Source organism: Bradyrhizobium sp. B039 (assembly GCF_038965675.1).
GTDB lineage: Bacteria > Pseudomonadota > Alphaproteobacteria > Rhizobiales > Xanthobacteraceae > Bradyrhizobium > Bradyrhizobium diazoefficiens.
The window spans coordinates 8,515,852-8,539,172 of sequence record NZ_CP152416.1 but is presented as its reverse complement, the minus strand read 5'-3'; the positions used below and the strand labels follow the sequence as shown (position 1 = coordinate 8,539,172).

At 65.7% G+C, this 23,321-nt stretch carries 18 protein-coding genes and 1 pseudogene; 13 read left to right on the top strand and 6 right to left on the bottom strand.

The genetic code is table 11. From position 1 onward, the window contains the following. Positions 1–131 precede the first annotated feature (131 nt). Genes AAFG50_RS40330 through AAFG50_RS40315 form a run of 4 tightly spaced genes read right to left on the bottom strand, consistent with a single transcriptional unit; the run spans position 132 to position 5,675 of the window. The gene (locus AAFG50_RS40330; RefSeq protein ID WP_011083849.1) at positions 132–869 is read right to left on the bottom strand and encodes a response regulator; all 738 of its coding nucleotides are present in this window, start codon (positions 867–869) and stop codon (positions 132–134) included. Between the two features lie 10 nt (positions 870–879). After that, positions 880–2,625, bottom strand: coding sequence for a DUF3369 domain-containing protein (locus AAFG50_RS40325; RefSeq protein ID WP_028172689.1), 1,746 nt, complete (start codon positions 2,623–2,625; stop codon positions 880–882). Continuing rightward, complete coding sequence (locus AAFG50_RS40320; protein WP_028172690.1) at positions 2,595–4,673, bottom strand: HAMP domain-containing sensor histidine kinase; 2,079 nt, start codon at positions 4,671–4,673, stop codon at positions 2,595–2,597. The genes AAFG50_RS40325 and AAFG50_RS40320 overlap by 31 nt, the downstream gene beginning before the upstream one ends. 6 nt (positions 4,674–4,679) lie before the next feature. Further along, positions 4,680–5,675, bottom strand: coding sequence for a TRAP transporter substrate-binding protein (locus AAFG50_RS40315; protein WP_011083852.1), 996 nt, complete (start codon positions 5,673–5,675; stop codon positions 4,680–4,682). Between the two features lie 187 nt (positions 5,676–5,862). On the opposite strand from AAFG50_RS40315, the gene ugpB reads away from it, so the two are divergent. The 12 genes and pseudogenes from ugpB to AAFG50_RS40255 all read left to right on the top strand — a co-directional run bounded on the left by ugpB (position 5,863) and on the right by AAFG50_RS40255 (position 18,597). Continuing rightward, complete coding sequence (ugpB, locus tag AAFG50_RS40310; RefSeq protein ID WP_028172691.1) at positions 5,863–7,203, top strand: sn-glycerol-3-phosphate ABC transporter substrate-binding protein UgpB; 1,341 nt, start codon at positions 5,863–5,865, stop codon at positions 7,201–7,203. 205 nt (positions 7,204–7,408) lie between these two features. After that, positions 7,409–8,440, top strand: coding sequence for a M4 family metallopeptidase (locus tag AAFG50_RS40305; RefSeq protein WP_011083854.1), 1,032 nt, complete (start codon positions 7,409–7,411; stop codon positions 8,438–8,440). Between the two features lie 35 nt (positions 8,441–8,475). Further along, positions 8,476–8,742 carry a protealysin inhibitor emfourin gene (locus tag AAFG50_RS40300; RefSeq protein WP_028172692.1) on the top strand — a complete coding sequence of 89 codons (267 nt, stop codon included), beginning with the start codon at positions 8,476–8,478 and terminating at the stop codon, positions 8,740–8,742. Positions 8,743–8,808: 66 nt separating this feature from the next. Then, complete coding sequence (locus tag AAFG50_RS40295) at positions 8,809–9,744, top strand: aminoglycoside 3'-phosphotransferase/choline kinase family protein (RefSeq protein ID WP_028172693.1); 936 nt, start codon at positions 8,809–8,811, stop codon at positions 9,742–9,744. Positions 9,745–10,150: 406 nt separating this feature from the next. After that, positions 10,151–11,771, top strand: a pseudogene (locus AAFG50_RS40290) (ABC transporter substrate-binding protein). Positions 11,772–12,016: 245 nt separating this feature from the next. Continuing rightward, positions 12,017–13,030 carry an ABC transporter permease gene (locus AAFG50_RS40285; RefSeq protein WP_011083857.1) on the top strand — a complete coding sequence of 338 codons (1,014 nt, stop codon included), beginning with the start codon at positions 12,017–12,019 and terminating at the stop codon, positions 13,028–13,030. 3 nt (positions 13,031–13,033) lie between these two features. Continuing rightward, entirely contained in the window at positions 13,034–13,933 is a 900-nt protein-coding gene (locus AAFG50_RS40280) for an ABC transporter permease (RefSeq protein ID WP_028172695.1), read from the top strand. A gap of 110 nt (positions 13,934–14,043) precedes the next feature. Beyond that, positions 14,044–15,879, top strand: a complete 1,836-nt coding sequence (locus tag AAFG50_RS40275) for an ABC transporter ATP-binding protein (protein ID WP_028172696.1) — start codon at positions 14,044–14,046, stop codon at positions 15,877–15,879. Between the two features lie 15 nt (positions 15,880–15,894). Further along, entirely contained in the window at positions 15,895–16,074 is a 180-nt protein-coding gene (locus tag AAFG50_RS40270; protein ID WP_028172697.1) for a DUF4089 domain-containing protein, read from the top strand. Between the two features lie 7 nt (positions 16,075–16,081). Next, positions 16,082–17,476: an AtzE family amidohydrolase gene (locus tag AAFG50_RS40265; RefSeq protein ID WP_028172698.1), complete on the top strand. Its 1,395-nt coding sequence runs from the start codon at positions 16,082–16,084 to the stop codon at positions 17,474–17,476. A 1-nt stretch (position 17,477) separates the two neighbouring features. Beyond that, on the top strand, positions 17,478–17,870 hold the full coding sequence (gene hpxZ / locus AAFG50_RS40260; protein WP_028172699.1) for an oxalurate catabolism protein HpxZ: 393 nt from the start codon (positions 17,478–17,480) through the stop codon (positions 17,868–17,870). A gap of 4 nt (positions 17,871–17,874) precedes the next feature. Beyond that, entirely contained in the window at positions 17,875–18,597 is a 723-nt protein-coding gene (locus tag AAFG50_RS40255; protein ID WP_028172700.1) for a GntR family transcriptional regulator, read from the top strand. A gap of 114 nt (positions 18,598–18,711) precedes the next feature. On the opposite strand, the gene atzF is transcribed toward AAFG50_RS40255, so the two are convergent. After that, on the bottom strand, positions 18,712–20,520 hold the full coding sequence (atzF, locus tag AAFG50_RS40250) for an allophanate hydrolase (protein ID WP_028172701.1): 1,809 nt from the start codon (positions 20,518–20,520) through the stop codon (positions 18,712–18,714). Positions 20,521–20,737: 217 nt separating this feature from the next. Further along, the gene (locus tag AAFG50_RS40245) at positions 20,738–21,232 is read right to left on the bottom strand and encodes a MarR family winged helix-turn-helix transcriptional regulator (protein ID WP_028172702.1); all 495 of its coding nucleotides are present in this window, start codon (positions 21,230–21,232) and stop codon (positions 20,738–20,740) included. Between the two features lie 168 nt (positions 21,233–21,400). On the opposite strand from AAFG50_RS40245, the gene AAFG50_RS40240 reads away from it, so the two are divergent. Further along, on the top strand, positions 21,401–23,257 hold the full coding sequence (locus tag AAFG50_RS40240) for a feruloyl-CoA synthase (protein ID WP_028172703.1): 1,857 nt from the start codon (positions 21,401–21,403) through the stop codon (positions 23,255–23,257). Positions 23,258–23,321: the final 64 nt, after the last annotated feature.

Here is a 23,321-nt window from a genome sequence, read left to right as displayed (position 1 = left end):
CATAATCACAGGGAGGCGTTGTGGCGCGAAGCTGGTAACTCCGAGTCTTCGCCAAACCCAATTTCGTGGCTATGGGTCCCGGATCTGCGCTGGCGCTTGTCCGGGACGACAGCTGTATTTGCAGCGCGCCCCTACGTCTTCTCGCCAGCCGGCGAGAACAGATAGCCGCCGCCGCGGATGGTGCGGATCACGGCGGGTTTTGCCGGGTCGGGCTCGATCTTGCGGCGGATGCGCATGATGCGCAGGTCCACGGCGCGGTCGAAGGCTTCGGCGTCGCGCGCATTGGCCAGTTCGAGCAGACGTTCGCGCGACAGCACGCGCTTCGGATTGGCCGCGAACACCTTGAGCAGCCCGAACTCGGATGCGGTCAGCGGATGCTCGTTGCCCTCGTCGTCGCGCAGCGCCTGGGCTTCGAGGTCGAGCCATTTGGTGCCGAAGCGGACCAGCTGATCCTTGTCCGATTTCGCCGCCGCAGCCTCCGGCGCCGCGGCCTTGGCCGGCCCGCTTCTGCGCAGCACCGAGCGGATGCGCGCCATCAGCTCGCGCAGCTCGCAGGGCTTTGCCACGTAGTCGTCGGCGCCAAGCTCAAGCCCGACGACGCGGTCGATCGGGCTCGCGGTCGCCGTGAGCATGATGACAGGCACGTTGATGCGGCTCTTGAGGTCGCGGATGATCGACAGCCCGTCTTCCTCGGGCATGTTGAGGTCGAGCACGACGAGATCGGGCATGCCGCCGTCGATCGCGGCGCGCAACGACTTGCCGCCGTCGCACAGCGTCACGGTGAAGCCGTGCATCTTGAGGTAATCGCCGACCATCTCCCGGGCCGGGGCCTCGTCGTCGACGATCATGATGTGCTGGCTTTGGGTCATGGTCTTGAGATCACGGCAGTTCGGTCGCGGGGAGGGTGATGGTGAAGGTCGAGCCCCTGCCGGGGCCGTCGCTGTCGGCGGTCACCTCGCCGCCATGCATGTCGATAATACGCTTGACGATGGAAAGCCCAAGCCCCGTCGAGCTCTCGCCGGCGGTCGGTTTTGCCGACAGCCGCTGGAACCGGCCGAACAGGCGGCCGAGATCCTCCGGCGACAGGCCGGCGCCCTCGTCGCTGACGCGGACGATGGTCTCGCTGCCCTCATGGGCGACGGCCACGCTGATCTTGCCGCCGATCGGTGAGTACTTGATGGCGTTGCTGATGAGGTTGTCGATCGCCTCCCGGATGCGGTCGGTGTCGCACATGGTGACGATGTTGGACGGCGCGGCGACGCTGATCGCCTGCTGCTTGTTGACGGCGAGCGGCTGGTTGGCGTCGGCGACCTCCTTGACCAGGGCGGCGACGTCGACCGGCTCGCGGCGGATGGTGATGTCGAAGGCATCGGCCATCGCGTCCGAGATCAGGTGATCGACCATCGTGGTCAGGCGCTTGGTGGCGTCGCGGATGTGATCGACCTGGGCGACCACGCCGCTGGACGAGGCGCCGGTCGAGATCAGCTCCTTCAGCATCTCGGTGCGGCCGAGGATGACGCCGAGCGGATTCTTCAGATCGTGCGCGACGGTACCCAGGATCTCGTTCTTGAAGCCGTTGGCGCGCTGCAGCCGCAGCCACTGCGCCGAGAGGCGGCGGTTGGCCTGCATCAGGGCGCGGGTGCGCTGGGCGACGCGGTCTTCCAGCTGCGTGTTGGCGTCCTGGAGCTGCTGATAGAGGATGACGTTGTCGAAGGCGATCGAGAGCCGGCTGGAGAAGATCTCGACCAGCGAGCGGTCGGTCTCGGACAGCTCGCGCTCGGCCTGCAGCAGCACGACCACCTCGCGGCCGCTTCCGGTGCGCAAGTAAATCACGCTGCGGTGGTCGGCGAATTCGTTCTTGCGGCGCTGGAAGGCGGCCTCGACCATCTCGCGCAGGTCGGGGTCGAGCGCCTTCGACGTCGTGGTGCCGATGAAGCGGCTGTAGCAGCCGCTGCCGGCGAGCACCGAGAGCTCGGGGTCGACGCCGCCATTGTCGCGCAGGACCAGTATTCCGGCGCAATCGACATTGAGCAGCGAGGCGAGCTGGGTCAGCACGCCCTCGGCGAGCCGCTGCATCGACTTGAAGTCGTACAGCGTCGAGGCCGCGTCGATGATGATCTCGAGGCCGCGCCGCGTCTGCACCATGCGCTCGAGCTGCTGATAGGAGCGCAGCGCCGCGGTCAGCGAGGTGAACAGCTTGTCGGCGGTGAGCTCGGTCTTGGCCTTGTAGTCGTTGATGTCGTACTGCACGATCACGCGCCGCTCGGGCGCCTGGCCGGGCTGGCCGGTGCGCAGGATGATGCGCACGGTCTCGTTGCGGATCTCGTTGCGGATGAACTCGACCAGCTCGAGGCCGGCGACGTCGGTCTCCATGATGACGTCGAGCAGCACCGCGGCGATGTCGTTGTGCGAGGCCATCAGCTTGCGGCCTTCGGCCGCGGAATAGGCGGAGAGGATCTCCAGGCCCTGGCCGTTGAGGCTGTAATCGGACAGCGCGAAACGGGTGCCGTCATGCACGGCCGGATCGTCGTCGATGACGGCGATCTTCCATTTCCGGGCGTCCGTATCCTCCGACGCGGTGCCGGTGTCGTCGATCAGGTGGAGGACATCGTCCTGTTCGGCCATTGAGAAGTCCCGTCAATCTCTGTGCTTTGCGCGCCGCCCTTGGCGACCCGGGGCATGATAATGCGAAAAGTAGTGCCTTGTCCCAGCTTGGATTCCAGCATCATCCGCCCGCCGAGCTGCTGGGTGACGAGGTTATAGACGATATGGAGGCCAAGTCCCGTACCACCTTCATTGCGCCGGGTGGTAAAGAATGGGTCAAAGGCCTGGCGCTGCACGTCCGGGGTCATGCCGGCCCCGTCATCGGTGAAGATGATCTCGATGTCGTCGGCCCCGCGCGGCCGCGCCGAGATCGTGATCGTGCCGGCGCGCCCGTCGGCGAAGGCGTGGTTGGCGGCGTTGAGGAAGAGGTTGGTCAGGATCTGGCCGTAGGAGCCGGGGTAGCCGTCGAGCAGCAGGCCCTCGGGTACGTCGACCTGGAGCGTGATCGGCGAGCGCTTCAGCACCGGGCGCAGGCTGGCGATGATCTGGTCGGTGGCTTCGCTCAAGCTGAACTGCCGCCGCTCGGCATGGGAGCGGTCGACCGCGACCTGCTTGAACGACTGGATCAATTCGCCGGCGCGCTGGAGGTTGGCGACCAGCTGCTGCGAGGCATCGCGCGAGGCCTGCACGAACTCTTCGAGCTGCGAGCGGCGCAGGCCGCCCTCGCCCTTGAGCTGGGCCTCGAAGATATCGCTGCGCCGGGCAAAGCTCGACGCAACGGTGAGGCTGATGCCGATCGGGTTGTTGACCTCGTGCGCGACGCCGGCAACGAGGCCGCCGAGCGCCGCGAGCCGCTCGGCGTCGATCAGGTTCTGCTGCGCGGTGTTGAGCTCGAGCAGCGCGCTCTCGGCCTTCTCCTTGGACGCGCGCAGCTCGTCCTCGGTCTCACGCTTGGCGATCGCGTTCTCGCGGAACACCTCCACCGCGCGGGCCATGGCCCCGACCTCGTCGCGTGCCTTGGTGCCCTGCACCTCGCGGTCGAGGTCGCCGAGCGTGATCGCGCGCATCGCCGCCATGATCTGCTGCAGCGGCAGGCGGATCGACAGCGCGATCAGCACGCCGGCGGTAAGGATGATGCCGAGGAAGATCACCGCGATCGACAGCACGCGCCGCGAAATATCCGCCAGCGTGCGGTCGAACGTCTCCTGCGCCTTCTGCTCGCGCTGGCGCATCTTGGTCGAGAGGTCGTCGATGGCGCCGATCGCCTCGGCCTGGCTGGCGTCGATGGTGTTGCGCAGCAGCTCGGTGCGGCTCATCAGCTGCTCGGAGAGTTTTGCAAAGCCCTCGCGCAGCGCCACGGTGCGGGTCGCGAGCCGTTGCAGCGCCATGCGCTGGAGGTCGTTGTCGGCGAGGTCGATCATCACGGGGATGGTCTTCTCGATCGTCTCGGTGTTGTGGCGCGCGTCGTCGGCCGCGCCTGACGACTGCGACAGATAGTAGGAGTTGGCCGCGACCAGCATCGCGGTGAAGGCCTCGCGCGACTTGCCGAGCGAGGGCCAGATCAGCGCGTCGCGATGGCCGGTGGCGCCTTCGATGATGGAATACAGGCCCGCCATGTCCCTGGCCGGGCCCTGGACCTGGTCCTCATAGGTCTTGGCGATGGTGGCCTGGACGCTGCGCAGCTCGCCGAAGCCGTTGAGGAAGCGGTCGGTGGTGCGCTCCAGCTCCTCGACCGAGCCCGACAGCATCGGGTCCTTGGCGGCGCGGTTGGCGAGGGTGCCCAGCACCGCCTCGCGCAGCAGCAGGATTTCCGCGAACAGGTCCGGGCTCGGCTGGTTGATGTAGCGGTGGATCAGATTGTGCAGCCGCCCGGTCTCGCTTTCGAGCAGCGCCAGGATCCGGTCGGACTCGCGCACCTGGCGCACGTCGTCCCAGGCCGAGCCCAGCACCTGCGAGCCGTTCCAGATCAGCGCCACCAGCACCACGACCACGGCGGAGTTCAGCGCCGCGATCGACAGGATGCGCCAGCGGATCGGCACCGCCCGGAGCGCGCCGACAAGGCGCGCGCGCAGCCGCCCGAGCGGCCCGGGCTGCCTGTCTGCGTGCTCGCTGTGTCCAGACGCGGGCAACGAGGCTCACTCCACCTTGCGAATGCGTTCGATCAGTGCGGCCGCGGCGGGATCGCGCCCGGCCTTGGCGTAGATCGCCGCCATCGCGCCCTCGAACGGCTTGCGATCGATATCCCTGACGATGGTGACGCCGGCTTCCTCCGCCTTGCGCTGCGACTGCTCCTCGAGGTCGCGCCACTTCTCGCGCATGAAGCGGCTGGAGCGCTGCGCGGCCTCCCGGAAGATGGTCTGGTCGTCCGCCGACAGGCTGCTCCAGGCCTTGAGCGAGATCACCAGCACTTCGGGGCTCATCGTGTGCTCGGTGAGCGCGAGGTAGCCGGCATGTTTGTAATGGTCCGTCGTCACGAAAGATGGCCAGTTGTTCTCGGCGCCGTCGATCAGATGATTGGCAAGCCCGGCGAGCACCTGCCCATAGGGCATCTCGATCGGCTCGGCGCCGAGCGAGCGCATCATCTCGCTCATCAACTCCGATTGCTGCACCCGGATCCGCAGGCCCCGGAGGTCTGCGATGCTTTTGACGGGGCGGGCGCCGTTGTAGATCGAGCGCGCCCCGGAATCGTAGAAGGCGAGCCCGACGAAACCGTAGGGCTCGAAGCTGCCAAGGATCTCGCTGCCGATCGGCCCGTCCAGCACCTTCTGCATGTGCTCGATGGACCGGAACAGGAACGGCATGGCGAGCACGTTCATCGCCGGGACGAAATTGCCGATCAGCGCCACATTGGTCCGGTTGAGGTCGATCGCGCCGGCCCGGGTCTGCTCGATGGTCTCCTTCTCCTCGCCGAGCTGGCGGGAATGAAAAACCTTGATCTCGTGCCGGCCGCCGGTGCGCTCGGCGATCAGCGCGCCCATGTAGCGCAGCGCCTGGACGGTCGGGTAATCCTCGGTCTGGGTGTCGGCGGCGCGAAATTCACGCGCAACGGCGCTCGTCGCGCAAATGGCGAACAAAAGCGCGATGAAAATCACCCCGGTCCGTGAGAGTTCGGCACGGTTCAACACTGGCACACTCAACCCCTCAGTGGTGGAGTCTATGGCGAGACCAAAAGGTTCAATGCAATCTAGCAGATGGTTAAGGGAAGGCCATCCCGCCGCGGCCCGCGGGGTGATTGTGCGGCGCGGCCGGCCGTCATTCCCGGTTGAAACTGGAAATGCCGCGCCGTAAGCAGGACGGGGTCGCCTTTTGCCGCGCGACATGGAAAGAGCCATCGTGATTTCAGCATTGCGCTGTTTGCAGGTCGTTGCCACCGCCGCGGCCTTCACGTTCACCGCGCAGGCCAACGCCGCCACCGACATCGCGTGGTGGCACGCCATGTCGGGCGAGCTCGGCCGGCAACTGGAAAAGCTCGCCGCCGACTTCAACGCCTCGCAATCCGATTACCGGATCGTGCCTGCCTACAAGGGCAACTATACCGAGACGGTGACGGCGGCGATCTTCGCCTTCCGCTCGCGCAGCCAGCCCGCGATCGTCCAGGTCAACGAGGTCGCCACCGCCACCATGACCGCGGCCAAGGGCGCGATCTATCCGGTGTTCAGCCTGATGCGGGACCAGGGCGAGCCGTTCTCGCTCAACGACTACCTTCCCGCCGTCTCCGGCTACTACACCGATGCGGCCGGCAATCTGTTGTCGTTCCCGTTCAATTCGTCGACGCCGATCCTCTACTACAACAAGACCATGTTCCGTGACGCCGGCCTCGATCCGGAGGCGCCGCCGAAGACATGGCCCGAGCTTGGCGCGATCGCAAAGCGTCTGCGCGACCGCGGCGCTCCTTGCGGCTTCACCACGTCCTGGCCGTCCTGGATCCACATCGAGAATCTCTCCGCCTTCCACAACCTGCCGCTCGCGACCCGCACCAACGGTTTTGCCGGGCTCGATGCCGAGCTGACCATCAACAATCCGGTCGTCGTCAAGCACGTCGCCCAGCTGGCTGAGTGGCAGAAGACCAGGCTGTTCGACTATGGCGGCCGCGGCCAGTCGGCCGAGCCGCGCTTCCAGAACGGCGAATGCGGCATCTTCATCGGCTCCTCGGCGACGCGCGCCGACATCAACGCGAACTCGAAATTCGAGATCGGCTACGGCATGATGCCGTACTGGCCCGAGGTGAAGGACGCGCCGCAGAACTCGATCATCGGCGGCGCCACGCTGTGGGTGCTGCGTGATCGGCCGCGCGCGGAATACAAGGGCGTTGCGCGGTTCTTCGCCTATCTGTCGCAGCCCGGCGTGCAGGCGGCCTGGCACCAGAACACCGGATATCTGCCGATCACCCGCGCCGCCTACGAGCTGACGCGCGCGCAAGGCTTCTACGAGCGCAATCCGGGCTCGGCGATCTCGTTCGAGGAGATCACGCTGCATCCGCCGACGTCGAACTCGAAGGGCATCCGGCTCGGCTCCTTCGTGCTGATCCGCGGCGCGATCGAGGACGAGCTGGAGCAGGCCTTTGCCGGCCAGAAGAGCGCGCAGGGAGCTCTGGATTCCGCCGTCGAGCGCGGCAACAAGCTGCTGCGCCAGTTCGAGCGCGCCAGCCCGGAGCGATAGGCGCTGCTCGGCCCGCTGCGCGCGCACGCGACTCCACATCACGAAATTTGAAGCGATGCACGGATCCGCGGGCGGGCCGCAAATCCACGCTCTCGAAACAATGACGCCCGTGTGAGCCACATCACTTGTGCCGCGGGCGCGCAGCGATAATCTTGAGGTTGTTTCAACTATCATTTTTCCGGAAAAGTTGTGATGGAGATCGCTTATGCCTTGCTCATGTTGCATCATCCCGAACGACGTTCTGACCAGACTTTCCCAGGACAAGAAGCTGTCCGCCGTGCTTCGCAAGCAGATGGTCGACACCGTCCAGGTCAGTCATGAACTGCGCGAATTGCGGACGCAGACGGCGAAATTGACCAGCGTCGTGGCGGCGCGCGCCGCAGGTCTGGTCACGCTGGCCGCGGCGCCGACGGTCACGGTCTACGACTGCAAGCACACGCAGACGCTGCCCGGCACGCCCGTGCCGAAGCCGAAGACGTCCTCGGACGGCTCCGTCAAGCGCACCTTCAACCAGACCACCAAGGTGGCCAGGTTCTACCAGCAGGTCTTCAACCGGAATTCGATCGACGATCACGGCATGACCATGATGTCGTCGGTTCATTTCGGCGAGAAGTACAACAACGCGATGTGGAACGGCTCGCAGATGGTCTATGGCGACGGCGACGGCAGCATCTTCGTCGACTTCACCCGCGGCAACGACGTCATCGGCCACGAACTGACCCATGGCGTGACCCAGCATAGCCTCCAGCTCGCCTATAGCGGCGATGCCGGCGGCCTGAACGAGAGCATCTCCGACTGCTTCGGCTCGATGTTCCGGCAATGGGAGGCCAAGCAGGACGTCAAGAAGGCTGACTGGCTGATCGGGCGCGACATCATGGGGCCGGCGGCCAAGAAGAAGGGGTTCGCCTGCCTGCGCGACATGGCCGATCCCGCCGCCAAGCACTGCCTGGCGCCGCAGCCGACCAAATATTCGCAAGTGACGCCCGGCATGGACCCGCATTACGCGAGCGGGCCGCCGAACCTCGCCTTCTACACCGCCTGCACGACGCTTGGCGGATACAGTTGGGCCAGGATCGGGCAGGTGTGGTATCATTCGCTCACTGGTTTCGGGCCGGCGCCGAACATGACGATGAAGGCATTCGCGGCGCGGACCCGGCAGGGTGCCCACACGTTGTATCCTGGCGATGCCGCAGTCCTCGCCGCCGTCGATACCGGATGGAAGAAGGTCGGGCTCTAAAACGTGCGATACGGAAGGAAGGAAGCGTGGATCGCTTGAAGATCGAGCGCGTCGGAGGGTTCGCCGGCTTCGGCGGCCCTCACCTCAAGAGCCGCGGTGAAGTGGCATTGTCGGATCTGTCCGCCGCCGATCAGAAGACGGTGGAGCAGCTGTTTGCCGATCCGAAGAAGGTCGCGCCCGCTCATCCAGGTCAGGCCGACGCGTTCAGTTACCGGATCACGCGCGGTGCGCAGACCATCGAAGTCCCCGAGCATGCGGTCCCCTCGACCATCAAGAACAGCGTCAAGGATGTCCTGGAATAACACCGGACGGAGCCGGGCGCTGTGATGGAGGAGTCGCTGCCGCCGGATTCAGTCGGTGCTTGGGGCATGTCCGCGTCGACGAGCCTCGAGGCCTACCGTGCCTTGCGCGCCGACCAGTCCCGATGGCTGCCGATCGCGCTCGACATCGCGCGCAGCCACGGCCTCGACGTCGGCGCGCCGCAGGTGTTTGTAACAGGTACCAATCTCGTGGTCGGCCTCGGTGAGCGCCTGATCCTGAAGATCTTCCCGCCGCTGCTCCACGCGCAATTCGTCTCCGAGCGCGGTTCGCTGACGCAGCTTGCGGGACGTCTTTCCTTGCCAATTCCGCAGGTCGTCGCGGAAGGGATGCGCGACGGCTGGCCCTATCTCGTCATCACGCGTCTTGTCGGCACGCTCGGCTCGGAGGTCTGGCCGTCTCTGCCGGAACAGCAGAAGGAGCGCCTGCTGCGCCAGATCGGCGAGACCATCGCGGCCGTGCAGCGCGCGCCGCTTGGCCCTCTCGCAGCAATAGAGCCGCGCTGGGACGAGTTCATGCGCGCCCAGATGCAGGGGTGCCGCGCCAGGCACCAGCGTCTCGGCCTTGCGCCCAAATTCCTTGGAGGCCTCGACGATCTCCTGCGCGATGCGGCCCGCCTCGTTCCGATGGACGCGCCGCCGGTGCTCCTGACCGGCGAATACATTCCGGAGAACTTTCTGCTCGCCTGCCATGACGGGCAATGGTCGCTCGCCGGCCTGTTCGACTTCGGCGACGTGCGGGCGGGATGGCGCGACTACGACCTGCTCGGCCCCGGCGCCTTCATGGCGGCGGGCCGGCCGGGGAGGGTGCGCAGCCTGCTCGAAGGGTTTGGCTATGCGAAGCTGGACTATGCGCTCAAGCGGCGCCTGATGGCCCTGATGCTGCTGCACCACGCCAGCGATCTCAACAGCCACATCTGCATCGAGGGCTGGCAGGACAAGGCGAGGGATCTCGTCGAGCTGCAGGACCTGATCTGGGCGGAGTGAGTGCTCCGGCCCCACCCCTCTCCGTCATTCCGGGGCGCCGCGAAGCGGCGGGACCGGAATCCATTTTCCCACGCATTCTGTGGCCCGATGGATTCCGGGCTCGATGCTGCGCATCGCCCCGAAATGACGGCCGGGCCTAGTGGCTTCAGCACGGGCGCCCGGCTATCTGCGCGATGAGTCCTGCCGCCGCCTCCCGAATGGGCTCTCACGTTTCATGGATGAAATTTTGAGCAATTTTCCGTCTTTGTATGCAAATAGGAGGTGCGCCGCTCTCCGGAAAGTCAGACAAAAATCAAAAAGATCAAGTGATATCAGTTGATTAGCGCGAGACTAACGTCTCGTTAAGCTCTGGCACGAACCTTGCGAATCTAGTTCCAACCAGAAACTTTTGTGTTGGAGCGATTTCATGAAGCGCCGCGATTTCCTCAAGTCCGTTTCCGGATTGGCCGCAGGCGCGGCGCTTCCGGCCATGCCGTCGGTGATGTCCTCCGCCAGGGCCGACGCTCGCTCGGAGACGCTGCTGATCGTCTCGGAGGGCGGCCCCAACAATCTCGACATCCACGGCGTCGGCACCAACGTGCCCGGATGAGGTGTCCTGGAATTGCTACGACCGGCTGATCAGCCACGAGATGAAGAGCGGCCCCGGCGGCGTGCCCTATTACGATCGCGACAAGTTCAAGGGCGAGCTCGCCGAGGACATGAAGATCGACGACATGTCGGTCACCTTCAAGCTGAAGAAGAACGCCAAATTCCACGATGGCGCGCCGGTCACCGCCAAGGACGTGAAGTGGTCGTTGGACCGTGCCGTCAGCGTCGGCGGCTTCCCGACCTTCCAGATGAGCGCGGGCTCGCTGACCAAGCCCGAGCAGTTCGTCGTGATCGACGACTACACCGTGCGCGTCGATTTCCTGAAAAAGGACAAGCTGACGATTCCCGATCTCGCGGTGATCGTGCCCTGCATCGTCAACTCCGAGCTGGTGAAGAAGAACGCCAGCGAGAAGGATCCCTGGGGTCTCGAATTCACCAAGCAGCAGACCGCGGGCTCCGGCGCCTACAAGGTGACGAAGTGGACCGCCGGCACCGAAGTGATCATGGAGCGCAACGAGGATTGGGTCGGCGGGCCCTTGCCGAAGATCAAGCGCGTGATCTGGCGCATGGTGCCGCAGGCGGGCAATCGCCGTGCGCTGCTGGAGCGCGGCGACGCCGACATCTCCTACGAGCTGCCGTTCAAGGATTTCCAGGAGATGAAGGCGAGCGGCAAGCTCAACGTGGTGTCGCTGCCGTTCTCCAACGGCATCCAGTATATCGGCATGAACGTCACCAAGCCGCCGTTCGACAACGTCAAGGTGCGGCAGGCGATCGCCTATGCGCTGCCCTACCAGAAGATCATGGACGCGGTGCTGTTCGGGCTCGGCAATCCCATGTTCGGCGCCGCCAAGGACAAGGCCACCGAGGTCGCTTGGCCGCAGCAGCACAAATACAACACCGACATGGAGAAGGCGAAGGCGCTGCTGACGGAGGCCGGCTACGCCAACGGTTTCGAGACCACGATCTCGTTCGACCTCAATTTCGCCGGCGTCAACGAGCCGCTCTGCGTGCTGGTGCAGGAATCGCTCGCCCAGCTCGGCATCAAGACCACCATCAACAAGGTGCCCGGCGCCAACTGGCGCACCGAATTGAACAAGAAGGAGATGCCGCTCTTCACCAACGTGTTCTCGGGTTGGCTCGATTACCCCGAGTACTTCTTCTACTGGTGCTATCACGGCAACAATTCCGTCTTCAACACCATGAGCTACAAGTCGGCGGAGATGGACAAGCTGATCGACGGCGCGCGCACTGCGGCCGCGAGCGGCGACACCGCGGCCTACGACACCGACGTGAAGGGTTTCGTCGATCTCGCCTACAGCGACATCCCGCGCATCCCGCTGTACCAGCCCTTCGTCAACGTCGCGATGCAGAAGAACATCAGCGGCTACCAATACTGGTTCCATCGCCGCCTGGACTACCGCGCGATGGCAAAGGGGTGAGGTGTCATGCTGATGGTCGGCGACGCATCGGCATGTGTTGGTCTCTTCCACTGGAGTGAGGTGGGCACTGTCATCTCATTCCCTCCCCCCTTATGGGGGAGGGGCAGGGAGGGGGGTAGCCACGAACTCCGACCCCTCCCGGAGCCACCCCCCTCCCTAGCCCTCCCCCACAAGGGGGGAGGGAACGCAGCTGAGCAAGTCGTTCGAATTTGCTTCCAATGGCTAGGCAGAAGGAGAGCACTCCCATGCTGACCATGATCGGCAAGCGCCTGATGTTCGCGATACCCTCGCTGATCGGCGTCGTCATCGTCACCTTCCTGCTGACGCGCGCGCTGCCTGGTGATCCCGCCGCGTATTTCGCCGGTCCCGCCGCGACGAAAGAGGCCGTCGAGCAGATCCGGAAGAAGCTCGGTCTCGACCGGCCGCTGATCGAGCAGTTCTTCCGCTATACCAACGACCTCGCCCATGGTGATTTCGGCAACTCGCTCACCACAGGCCAGCCGGTCGCGGCCGAGATCCGCAACCGCCTGCCGGCCTCGGCCGAGCTGACGCTGCTCGGCCTCATCGTCTCGATCGTGATCGCCATTCCGCTCGGCGTGCTGGCGGCGACGCGGCCGGGGTCATGGGTCGATCACCTCTGTCGGGTCACGACGACGGCGGGCGTCTCGCTGCCGGTGTTCTTCACCGGCCTCGTTCTCGTTTACGTTTTCTATTTCCGGCTCGGCTGGTCGCCCGCGCCGCTCGGCCGTCTCGATGTATTCTACAGCGCGCCGCCGACGGTGACCGGCTTCTATCTGATCGACACCCTGATCGCGCGCGACCTCGAGGCGTTCCGCTCGGCGCTGAGCCAGCTCATTCTTCCGGCGACGACGCTTGCGATCTTCTCGCTGGCACCGATCGCGCGCATGACCCGCGCCTCGATGCTGGCGGTGCTCGCCTCCGAATTCGTCCGCACCGCGCGCGCCAGCGGCCTGTCGCCGGCGACCGTCATCGTCACCTATGCCTTCCGCAACGCGATGCTGCCCGTGATCACCACGCTCAGCATGGTGTTCTCGTTCCTGCTCGGTGCGAACGTGTTGGTGGAAAAAGTGTTCGCCTGGCCCGGCATCGGCTCCTACGCGGTGGAAGCGCTGATCTCGTCGGACTTCGCGCCGGTGCAGGGTTTCGTGCTGACCATGGCGGTCATGTACGTGCTGCTCAATCTGGTGATCGACATTTTGTACGGCGTGATCGATCCGCGCGTCAGGTTGGAGGGCTAAATCATGAGCTCCGTTGCGCCTGCGGTTGAACCGGTCGGTCCCGCCCGTACCTCGGGACTGGTCGCGATCCTCGAACAGACCCGCTACGTTCTCGGCGAAAACAAGGTCACGGGTTTTGCCTTCGCCCTGCTGATTGTGATCCTCATCGCCGCGATCTTCGGTCCCTATGTGGTGCCGTATGATCCGCTTGCCTCCGATACCGCCGCGTCGCTGAAGCCGCCGTCGGCGGCGCACTGGTTCGGGACGGATCAGCTCGGCCGCGACATCTTCAGCCGCGTCGTCGTGGCGACGCGTCTCGATACCTTCATCGCGATCGCCTCCGTCGTGCTGGTGTTCCTGATGGGCGGCCTCGCCGGTATCGCAGCGGGCTACTTTGGCGGCTGGACCGACCGCATCGTCGGCCGCATCGCCGACACCATCATGGCGTTTCCGCTGTTCGTGCTGGCGATGGGCATCGTCGCGGCGCTCGGCAACACGGTGCAGAACATCATTCTTGCGACCGCGATCGTGAACTTCCCGCTCTATGCCCGCGTCGCGCGTGCCGAGGCCAATGTCCGCCGCAATGCCGGCTTCGTGCAGGCCGCGCGCCTGTCCGGCAACGGCGAATTCCGCATCGTGCTGGTGCATATTCTCCCGAACATCATGCCGATCATGATCGTGCAGATGTCGCTGACCATGGGCTACGCCATCCTCAATGCTGCCGGCCTCTCCTTCATCGGCCTCGGTGTCCGCCCGCCGACTGCCGAATGGGGCATCATGGTCGCGGAAGGCGCGGGCTTCATGGTCTCAGGCGAATGGTGGATCGCACTGTTCCCGGGCCTCGCTCTGATGATCGCCGTGTTCTGCTTCAACCTCCTCGGCGACGGCCTCCGCGACATCGTCGATCCGCAGCGGAGGACGTAGGTGATGGTTCCTTCACCTCCAAATTCCCCGTCGAAGTTGTCCAATGAATCCAACGCCCTTCTACTGTGCATGGGGTTGTTTTCGACCTTTTTGAGTGACGGGAGCCATCCATGACCGCCCAGCCGCTGCTCGACGTCCAGGACCTCACGGTCGAATTCACCACCCGCCGCGGCACCGTGAAGGCGGTGCAGCACGTCAACATCTCCGTCGCCAAGGGCGAGACGCTCGCCATCGTCGGCGAGTCCGGCTCCGGCAAGTCGGTGACGTCCTATGCGGTGATGCGCATCCTCGACCGTGCCGGGCGGATCGCCGATGGCTCGGTGATGTTCTCCGGCATCGACGTGAAGGCTGCGACCGAAGACCAGATGCGCGACCTGCGCGGCCGCGAAGTCTCGATGATCTTCCAGAACCCGCGCGCCGCACTCAATCCGATCCGCAAGGTCGGCGACCAGATCGAGGACGTGCTGCGCACCCATGTGCAGCAGGCCCAGGTCGCCGATCACGGTGAGAAGGCGATCGAGGCGCTGGAGCAGGTCAAGATCGCCCGCCCGCGCGAGCGCTACCACGCCTATCCGTTCGAACTGTCCGGCGGCATGTGCCAGCGCGTCGTCATCGCGCTGGCGCTGGCCTGCAACCCGCAACTCCTGATCGCGGACGAGCCGACCACCGGCCTCGACGTCACCACCCAGAAGGCGGTGATGGACCTGATCGTCGAGCTGACTAGGCGCCGCGCGATGTCGACCATCCTGATCACGCATGATCTGGGTTTGGCCGCCGCCTATTGCGACCGCGTCGTGGTGATGGAGAAGGGCCGCGTGGTCGAGACCGCCAAGGCCGCCGATATCTTCGCCAATCCGCAGCACCCCTATACGAAGAAGCTGATGCGCGCGACGCCGCGGCTCGGCGTGAGCTTGCGGGATCTGTTGCCGGAGGAGGAGGGGGCTTCCTTCGCCTCTCCCCGCGTGCGGGGAGAGGCCGACGCACGAAGTGCGGGGGGTGAGGGGGACTCTCCAAGCACCGTGCTCGCGGAGACGCCCCCTCACCCCAACCCTCTCAGCGCGAGCGAAGCTCGTCGCGACCCCGCAAGCGGGGAGAGGGGGAAGAGCGAACAGCCTCTCCTTCTCATCGAAAAGCTCGTGAAAGAGTATCCCCGTCAGGGCGCCACCGCCACGCTCGGCAAACTGTTCGGCCGCAAGCCGCCGGTGGAGCCGGATGTATTCCGCGCCGTCGACGGCATCAGCTTCTCGATCGGCCATGGCGAGAGCGTCGGGCTCGTCGGCGAATCCGGCTGCGGCAAATCGACCACCTCGATGATGGTGATGCGGCTCCTGGACCAGACCTCCGGCCTGATCCAGTTCGACGGCGAGGACATCGGCGGCATCGCGCCGGCCTCGTTTGCCCGGCTGCCGCAGCGCAGCCGCATCCAGATGGTGTTCCAGGACCCGACCGACAGCCTCAATCCGCGCTTCACCGCCGCGCGCGCCATCGCCGACCCGATCATGCAGCTCGGCGACGTCAGGGGCCGCGATGCGCTGCGCGCCCGCTGCGAGGAGCTGGCCACCATGGTCGGCCTGCCGCACAATCTGCTGGATCGGTTTCCGCACCAATTGTCCGGCGGCCAGAAGGCCCGCGTCGGCATCGCCCGGGCGATTGCCCTGCACCCGAAACTCGTCATCCTGGACGAGCCGACCGCGGCGCTCGACGTCTCGGTCCAGGCCGTGGTCCTCAATCTGCTCCAGGACCTCAAGGCGCGGCTAGGTATGAGCTATCTGTTCGTCTCGCATGATTTGAACGTAGTGCGCTTGCTGTGCGATCGTGTCATTGTGATGCGGACGGGTCGAATCGTCGAGGAAGGCTCTTCCGAGAGGGTTTTGAGCGATCCGCAGGACGACTACACCAAGGAGCTGCTGACGGCGATCCCGCATCCGCCGTTGCCGGTACACTGATTGTTTGGGAGCGTGATGGCCGAGCCGCTGGACGATTATATCGACGCCGTATCGAAAGCGCTGGCATTGCCGATCGAGGAGGCCTGGAGGCCGGCGGTTCGCGCCAATCTCGAAGTGTCGCTGCGGCTCGCCCGCCTCGTCGACGAATTCGCGCTGCCGGACGAGACCGAGCCGGCGCCGATCTTCTCCGTCTGACGCCGCCATGACCACCAAGCCAGAGATGAGTGCTGCCGACATCGCGAAAGCGGTGGCAGGCGGCAAGATGTCCGCCCTCGCTGCCACCGAAGCCGCGCTCGCGCGCATCAAGCAGCACGACACCATCCTCAATTCCTTCACCGACGTCACCGCCGAGCGCGCCCGCGCCAAGGCGCGTGCGATCGACGCCGACATTGCCGCCGGCAAGGAGGTCGGCCCGCTCGCCGGCGTGCCCTTCGCGGTGAAGAACCTGTTCGATGTCGCGGGCCTCTCGACCCGTGCCGGCTCGAAGATCAACCGCGACCTCGCACCCGCCAAGCGAGACGCCACCTTGATCGAGCGGCTGGAAGCGGCCGGCGCGGTTCTGGTCGGCGCGCTCAACATGGGCGAGTACGCCTACGACTTCACCGGCGAGAACATTCACGACGGTCCATCGCGCAATCCGCACGATACGACGCGCATGAGCGGCGGCTCCTCCGGCGGCTCCGGCAGCGCCGTCGGCGGCGCGCTGGTGCCGATCGCGCTGGGCTCGGACACCAACGGCTCGATTCGCGTGCCGTCCTCGTTCTGCGGCATCTTTGGCCTGAAGCCGACCTATGGCCGGCTGTCGCGGGCGCGGTCGTTTCCGTTCGTCGCGAGCTTCGATCATCTCGGCCCGTTCGCGCGCTCCGTCACCGATCTCGCGCTCGCCTACGATGCGATGCAGGGGCCGGATGCGGGCGATGCCGCCTGCACCACACGCGGTCTGGAGCCGACGGTGCCGCTGCTCGCCAATCCGGTCTCGGACCTGCGCATCGCGATCGCCGGCGGCTACTTCCAGAAGAACGTGTTTCCCGAGGCCGTCGAAGCCGTGAGCCGCGTCGCCAAGGCGCTCGGCGCGACGCAAATCGTGGATGTGCCCGAAGCCGCGCGTGCCCGCGCGGCGGCTTACGTCATCTCCACCACCGAAGGCGCTTCGCTGCATCTCGATCGCCTGCGCAAGCGTCCGAACGATTTCGATCCCGCCGTGCGCGACCGCCTGATCGCGGGCGCCATGGTGCCCGCGCCGCTGGTCGATCGCGCGCAAAAATTCCGCCGCTGGTATCGCGCGCAGTTTTCCGAAATCTTCAAATCGGTCGACGTGCTGCTGGCGCCGGCGACGCCGTGCACTGCGCCAAAGCTCGGGCAGGTGAATTTCAATCTCGACGGCGTCGAACTGCCGGTGCGCGCCAATATCGGCATCCACACCCAGCCGATCTCCTTCATCGGCCTGCCCGTGGTCGCGGTGCCGGTGCCGCTCGAGCCGCTGCCGATCGGCGTGCAGATCATCGCCGCGCCCTGGCGCGAGGACATCGCGTTGCGCGTCGCGCATGCGTTGGAACGGATGGGCGTTGTCGCGGCGCCAGCCCCGAGAGGATTCTGAGATGGAGATCGATCTCCCAGAGGTGATCGCGGAAGTCAAAGCCGCATTCGATCGTTATGAGCAGGCCCTGGTCACCAACGACGTAACCGTGCTCGGCGAGCTGTTCCGCAACGATCCCCGCACGCTGCGCTACGGAATCGGCGAGAACCTCTATGGCTATGAGGCGATCTCCGGCTTCCGCGCCGGCCGCTCGCCGGTCGGCCTCAACCGTCGCACCGCGAAAACCGTCATCAGCAGCTATGGCCGCGACACGGCCGTCGCCTCCACCCTGTTCTATCGCGACACGGCGCCCGGCAAGGTCGGCCGGCAGATGCAGACCTGGATTCGCTTCCCGGAGGGCTGGCGCGTCGTCGCCGCCCATGTCAGCATCATCGACGAGTCGAAAGAGAACTGATCGTATGACGCTTGACGACCTTCCGCAGGGAACACTGCCGGCCGAGCCGGTGGTGCCCCGCGTCGACCGGGCCCTGCCGTCGGTGCAGAAGGTCACGCGCGCCGAGGAGCTGCGCCTTCAGCTCGCCGACGAGATCGTGCGCGGAGCCCTGGCTCCCGGCTCGCCGCTGGACGAGACCGACATCGCGCGGCGTTTCAACGTCTCGCGCACGCCGGTGCGCGAGGCCCTGCGCCAGCTGGTGGCGAGCGGCCTCGTCGAGGCCCGGCCGCACCGCGGCGCGGTGGTGGCGCAGCCGTCGATCGAACGGCTGAAGAGCATGTTCGAGGCGATGGCGGAGCTGGAAGCGCTGTGCGCCGGCCTTGCCGCCGAGCGCATGTCCGCCGCCGAACGCCACGGCCTGGAGGCCATCCACGAAGAGCTGCGTGTCCTCAGCTACACCGGCAATCCTGATCGGTTCCACGAGGTCAACGAGCGCTTCCACAACGCGATCTATGCCGGCTCGCAGAACGGTTACATCGCCGAGATCACGCTGGCGACCCGCGTCCGCGTGCAGCCGTTCCGCCGTGCCCAGTTCCGCAACCTCGGCCGTCTCGCCAAGTCGCAAGCCGAGCACGACCGCGTCGTCGTCGCCATCATGCGCGGCGACAAGCAGGGCGCCGCCGCCGCCATGCGCGCCCATATCGAGTTGGTGCGCGGGGAGTACGAGATCTACGCGGTGTCGGTTTAGCGCCGCGCATTCCGTGCCGTAGGGTGGGCAAAGGCGCAACGCGCCGTGCCCACCACCCATCCGCAATGATGTTGGAATTGGTGGGCACGCTACGCTTTGCCCACCCTACGAGAGCTACGCCGTGGCCGCCTCCGCCATATACGCGCGCCAACCGCCGTAGCTTGTGATGTCTCGCGCTTCGCCGAGCACTTCCGGCTCGACGAGAAAGCCCTTCACGCTGCGGCCGTCGGCGAGCCTGATGGTGCCGATCGCCATCGGCGCCGGAATCGCGTTGACGAACTTGCCGAACGCAGCCGCAGAAAGCGACCAGATCTCCAGCTCGATGGCCGCGCCTTTGCCGGCTGCGACGCGCAGCATGCCCGGCTTCGGTGGCGTCGTCGGAAGCGCATAGAGCTTGTAGTCCGGTGCGGTTTTGGTCGCCTCGATCAGCTTTCCGTTCAGCGCCTTCAACTCGCCGTTCAGCGCCATGCCGGACAGATGCGCGCCGACGACGGCGATCGGAATCTCGTCGATGCCGCCTGCGGCAAGCGGCGCGAGCGCGGGTTGCGCGACGCCCTTCGCGCCGACGCTCAGCCTGGTATCCGCATGGAATACGCGGCCGATGCTCGCCAGCAGCGCATCGCGGCCGGCCGGCGCCAGCAGCGTGATGCCGAACGGGATGCCGTCGGCGCGCATCGATGCCGGCACGGCGAGGCCGCAGAGGTCGAGCAGGTTGACGAAATTGGTGTAGGTGCCGAGCCGGCTGTTGAGCTCGATCGGGTTGGCCAGCACCTGCGCGGTCGTATACGCGGTCGGCGCCGTCGGCAGCACCAGCGCGTCGATATTGGCAAAGGTGCGCTCGGCGATCTTGCGCAGGCCCTGCAGGCGATAGAGCGCGGAGAAGGTGTCCGCCGCCGTCAGCCGCGCACCGGCCGCGGTGATCTCGCGCGTCACCGGATGGATCATATCGGGCGCGGACGCCAGCAGGTTCTTGATCACGAGATAGCGCTCGGCAACCCAGGGCCCTTCGTAGAGCAGTCGCGCCGTCTCGTAGAACGGCTCGAGGTCGAATTCGACCAGCGTCGCGCCAAGCGCGGTCCAGCGCTTCAGCGCCTCGCCATAAGCGGCTTCCGCCTTCTTGTCGCCGAAGAAGATCAGCTGCCCGTTGCGCGGCACGCCGAGGCGCAGGTTTGCGGGGAACGGCGTGAGCGCGCCGAGCGGCCGGTCGCGCGAGAATGGATCGGCCTGGTCAGGTCCCGCCATCACGGAGAGTGCGAGTGCAGCATCGTCCACCGTCAGGGCGAATACCGAGATGCAGTCGAGCGTGCGGCAGGCCGGCACGAGGCCCGCGGTCGAGATCATGCCGAGGCTTGGCTTCAGCCCGACGATGTTGTTGAGCATGGCCGGCACGCGGCCGCTGCCGGCGGTGTCGGTGCCGAGCGACAGCGGCACGAGGCCGGCGCCGACGGCGGTCGCCGAGCCTGAGCTGGAGCCACCGGGAATCAGATCCTCGCGAATCGAATTTTTGGGAATGCCGTAGGGCGAGCGCACGCCGACGAGGCCGGTTGCGAACTGGTCGAGATTGGTCTTGCCGATGATGATGGCGCCGGCTGCGCGCAGGCGCTCCACCGCGGTCGAGTCATGGGTCGGTGTGTAGGAGAAGGCGGGGCAGGCCGCCGTGGTCGGAAAGCCCAGCGCGTCGATGTTGTCCTTCACCGCGACCGGGACGCCATAGAGCGGTATGCTGGCGGCATCCGCGCGCGCGGCAAGCTTTTCAGCTTCCGCGATCGCGTCCTTCTCGTCGCGCAGGCTGATGAAGACGGCGGGATCGTTGTGGTCGCGGATGCGTTGATAGGTGCGCGCGATGGTCTGTGCCGGCGTGAGCGTGCCCGCGCGATGCGCGGCCACAATCGCGGCGATCGTTTCAGGCTGTTCAGCCCCCATTTTCAGCCCTCATGGCGACAAAACTCCGGCAACATGTCCTCACCCGGATTGAAGCAAGCGATGTGCCATTGTGTACAGAATCGTACAGAATCCGGGCAGCGCGGCTGCTCCGGATATTATCGGGAGATCAGTAGGTTGGGGGATATTTCGGCGGCCGGGCGGGGCATCGCGCCAACGCCTTGTTCCGGGCATTTGCGCAAATTTTGGGCAGTCTGGATCAGGTGAAGCCAGCGAGGATCTGGAGCAGCCGCTCCCGGTTCTCCTTGCCGATCTTCGCCTCGACATGGCGCTCGTGCTCGTCGGCGAGCCGCTTGAACTTCGCCAGCGCCGTCTCGCCCTGGGCGGTCAGGTGCAGGGCGTGGGAGCGCCGGTCCGCCTTCGACTTGACCCGTTTCACCAGCTTGCGCTGTTCGAGGCTGTCGAGCAGATGCACCAGCCGGGCGCGCTCGATGCCGAGGCGCTTGGCCACCGCCATCTGCGACAGGCCCGGATTGGCGCCGATTACCGTCAGCACCGAATATTGCGTCGGCCGGATGTCGACCCCGCCCAGCGTCTTGATGAAGTCCTGAAAGATCCAGATCTGGAAACGCCGCACCGCGTAGCCGGCGTGTCCGACCAGCGCGTCGAGCCCTATCTCGTCCGCGTCGTTCCGCCGCGCCGCGCCGTTGCCGGCGCGTTTGCGTGGGGAAGTTTGGGCTACCGTGGCTGTCACGTCGCGTCTCCTGCCATGCATCCCTTGTAGCGCCTCGGACGGCCGTGCGGAAGATTGTTGTTGACGACAACAATTGTCGTGCCCAACATTATGGCCAAGGCAGAATGGCCAAGGCAGTCCGGAACGAGGCTGCGGCCGATCCGGACATCCGGGCGGAGGAGGAAACACATGACAGCCGCCTTACGCGGTGACGCGTCAAGTCTGTTCGCAGCGCCCAAGACGATCGCCGAGCATCGCACCGACGGCAGCATCGTGCTGCGCTCGCCGGAGCCGTTGCGCGACAGCGCGCGCTGCATCGGCGACTGGCTGGAGCAATGGGCGCGGCAGACGCCCGATGCGATCTTCCTCGCCGAGCGCGGCAATGCCGAAGCGCCATGGACCACCGTCACCTACGCGCACACCTTGCGCCAGGTGCGTGGTGCGGCGTCGTGGATCCTGGCGCAAGGCCTCAGCGCCGAACGCCCGCTCGTGATCCTCTCCGATAACAGCATCGACCATGCGCTGCTTGCGCTTGCCGCGCAGCATATCGGCGTGCCCTCCGCCGCGATCTCACCGGCCTATTCGCTGATGTCCAGAGATTTCGACAAGCTCAAGAGCATGATCGCGCTGCTCGAGCCGGGCGCGATCTACGTCTCCGCGACGAAGCCGTTCGCGGCGGCGCTGGCTGCGATCGAGCCGCTGCACAAGGCGCAGATCATCAGCGGCAACGGCGCTGACGCCGACGCACTCGCCTTCAGCGCCGTTGCGGCAACGCCCGAAATTGTCGACGTCGCAAAAGCCTTTGCCGCGGTGACGCCGGACACGATCGCAAAGTTCCTGTTCACGTCAGGCTCGACCGGCACGCCGAAAGCCGTCATCAACACCCAGCGCATGCTGACCTCGAGCCAGCAGGCCAAGGCGCAGACCTGGACCTTCCTCGAACAGGCTGGCAGCGATCTCGTCATTCTCGACTGGCTGCCCTGGAGCCACACCTTCGGCGCCAACCACAATTTCAACCTGGTGCTGCGCAACGGCGGCTCACTCTATATCGACGGCGGCAAGCCTGCGCCCGGTCTCTTTGCGACGTCGCTCGCGAACCTGAAAAGCGTGATGCCGACGGTCTATTTCAACGTGCCGCGCGGCTTCGACATGCTGATCGCGGCATTGCGCGGTGACGAAGCGTTGCGCCGCCGCTTCTTCAGCGAGGTGAAGTTCGCCTTCTATGCGGGCGCAGCGCTGCCGCAGAACCTGTGGGACGCGCTCGAACAATTGTCCGTCGAAACCGTCGGCCGCCCGCTGCCGATGGTGTCGGCCTGGGGCTCGACGGAAACCTCGCCGCTGGCGACCGACTGCCATTTCCTCGCCGAGCGCTCCGGCAATATCGGCGTGCCGATACCCGGTACCGAGCTGAAGCTCGTCACCTCCGGCGACAAGCTGGAAGTGCGCGTGCGCGGCCCCAACGTCACGCCGGGTTACTGGAAGGCGCCCGAGCTGACCAGGCAGGCGTTTGACGACGAGGGCTTTTATCTCATCGGGGATGCGGTGAAGCTTGCTGATAGCGCGCGGCCGGAGCGCGGCCTGTTCTTCGACGGGCGTGTCGCGGAGGACTTCAAGCTCAATTCCGGCACCTGGGTCAGCGTCGGCACGCTGCGGCTCGCCGGCATCGCCGCGCTGGCGCCGCTCGCGCAGGACATCGTCGTCGCCGGTCATGGCGGAGACGAAGTGCGCTTTCTGGTGTTCCCGAACATCCCGGCGTGCCGTGGGCATGCCGGTTTGCCGGAGACGGCCGATGTGAATGATGTGCTGGCACATGACAAGGTCAGGACTGCGATCGCTCAGGGCCTCGCAAGGCTGAAGCAGCAGGGCGCCAATTCCTCCGGCCACGCCACCCGTGCGCTGCTGCTCGCCGAACCGCCATCGGTGGACGGCGGCGAGATCACCGACAAGGGCTACATCAACCAGCGCGCGGTGCTGACGCGGCGTGCGGAGGCGGTGGCGCGGTTGAATGACGATGCGTCGGGGGAATGGATTGGGTGCGTCGGGTGAATTGACCGCGGAGGCGGCGCCTCATCGAGACGATGAAGCAACCGCGTAATAGCGCAGTCGAGGT

What these genes read in the sequence shown, in the direction of transcription:
- ugpB (WP_028172691.1), top strand. Translation starts at nt 5,863, where the DNA reads ATGGAAAGAGCCATCGTGATTTCAGCATTGCGCTGTTTGCAGGTCGTT.
- AAFG50_RS40240 (WP_028172703.1), top strand. Translation starts at nt 21,401, where the DNA reads ATGACAGCCGCCTTACGCGGTGACGCGTCAAGTCTGTTCGCAGCGCCC.
- AAFG50_RS40285 (WP_011083857.1), top strand. Translation starts at nt 12,017, where the DNA reads ATGCTGACCATGATCGGCAAGCGCCTGATGTTCGCGATACCCTCGCTG.
- atzF (WP_028172701.1), bottom strand. Translation starts at nt 20,520, where the DNA reads ATGGGGGCTGAACAGCCTGAAACGATCGCCGCGATTGTGGCCGCGCAT.
- AAFG50_RS40265 (WP_028172698.1), top strand. Translation starts at nt 16,082, where the DNA reads ATGACCACCAAGCCAGAGATGAGTGCTGCCGACATCGCGAAAGCGGTG.
- AAFG50_RS40330 (WP_011083849.1), bottom strand. Translation starts at nt 869, where the DNA reads ATGACCCAAAGCCAGCACATCATGATCGTCGACGACGAGGCCCCGGCC.
- AAFG50_RS40275 (WP_028172696.1), top strand. Translation starts at nt 14,044, where the DNA reads ATGACCGCCCAGCCGCTGCTCGACGTCCAGGACCTCACGGTCGAATTC.
- AAFG50_RS40255 (WP_028172700.1), top strand. Translation starts at nt 17,875, where the DNA reads ATGACGCTTGACGACCTTCCGCAGGGAACACTGCCGGCCGAGCCGGTG.
- hpxZ (WP_028172699.1), top strand. Translation starts at nt 17,478, where the DNA reads ATGGAGATCGATCTCCCAGAGGTGATCGCGGAAGTCAAAGCCGCATTC.
- AAFG50_RS40280 (WP_028172695.1), top strand. Translation starts at nt 13,034, where the DNA reads ATGAGCTCCGTTGCGCCTGCGGTTGAACCGGTCGGTCCCGCCCGTACC.
- AAFG50_RS40295 (WP_028172693.1), top strand. Translation starts at nt 8,809, where the DNA reads ATGTCCGCGTCGACGAGCCTCGAGGCCTACCGTGCCTTGCGCGCCGAC.
- AAFG50_RS40270 (WP_028172697.1), top strand. Translation starts at nt 15,895, where the DNA reads ATGGCCGAGCCGCTGGACGATTATATCGACGCCGTATCGAAAGCGCTG.
- AAFG50_RS40325 (WP_028172689.1), bottom strand. Translation starts at nt 2,625, where the DNA reads ATGGCCGAACAGGACGATGTCCTCCACCTGATCGACGACACCGGCACC.
- AAFG50_RS40305 (WP_011083854.1), top strand. Translation starts at nt 7,409, where the DNA reads ATGCCTTGCTCATGTTGCATCATCCCGAACGACGTTCTGACCAGACTT.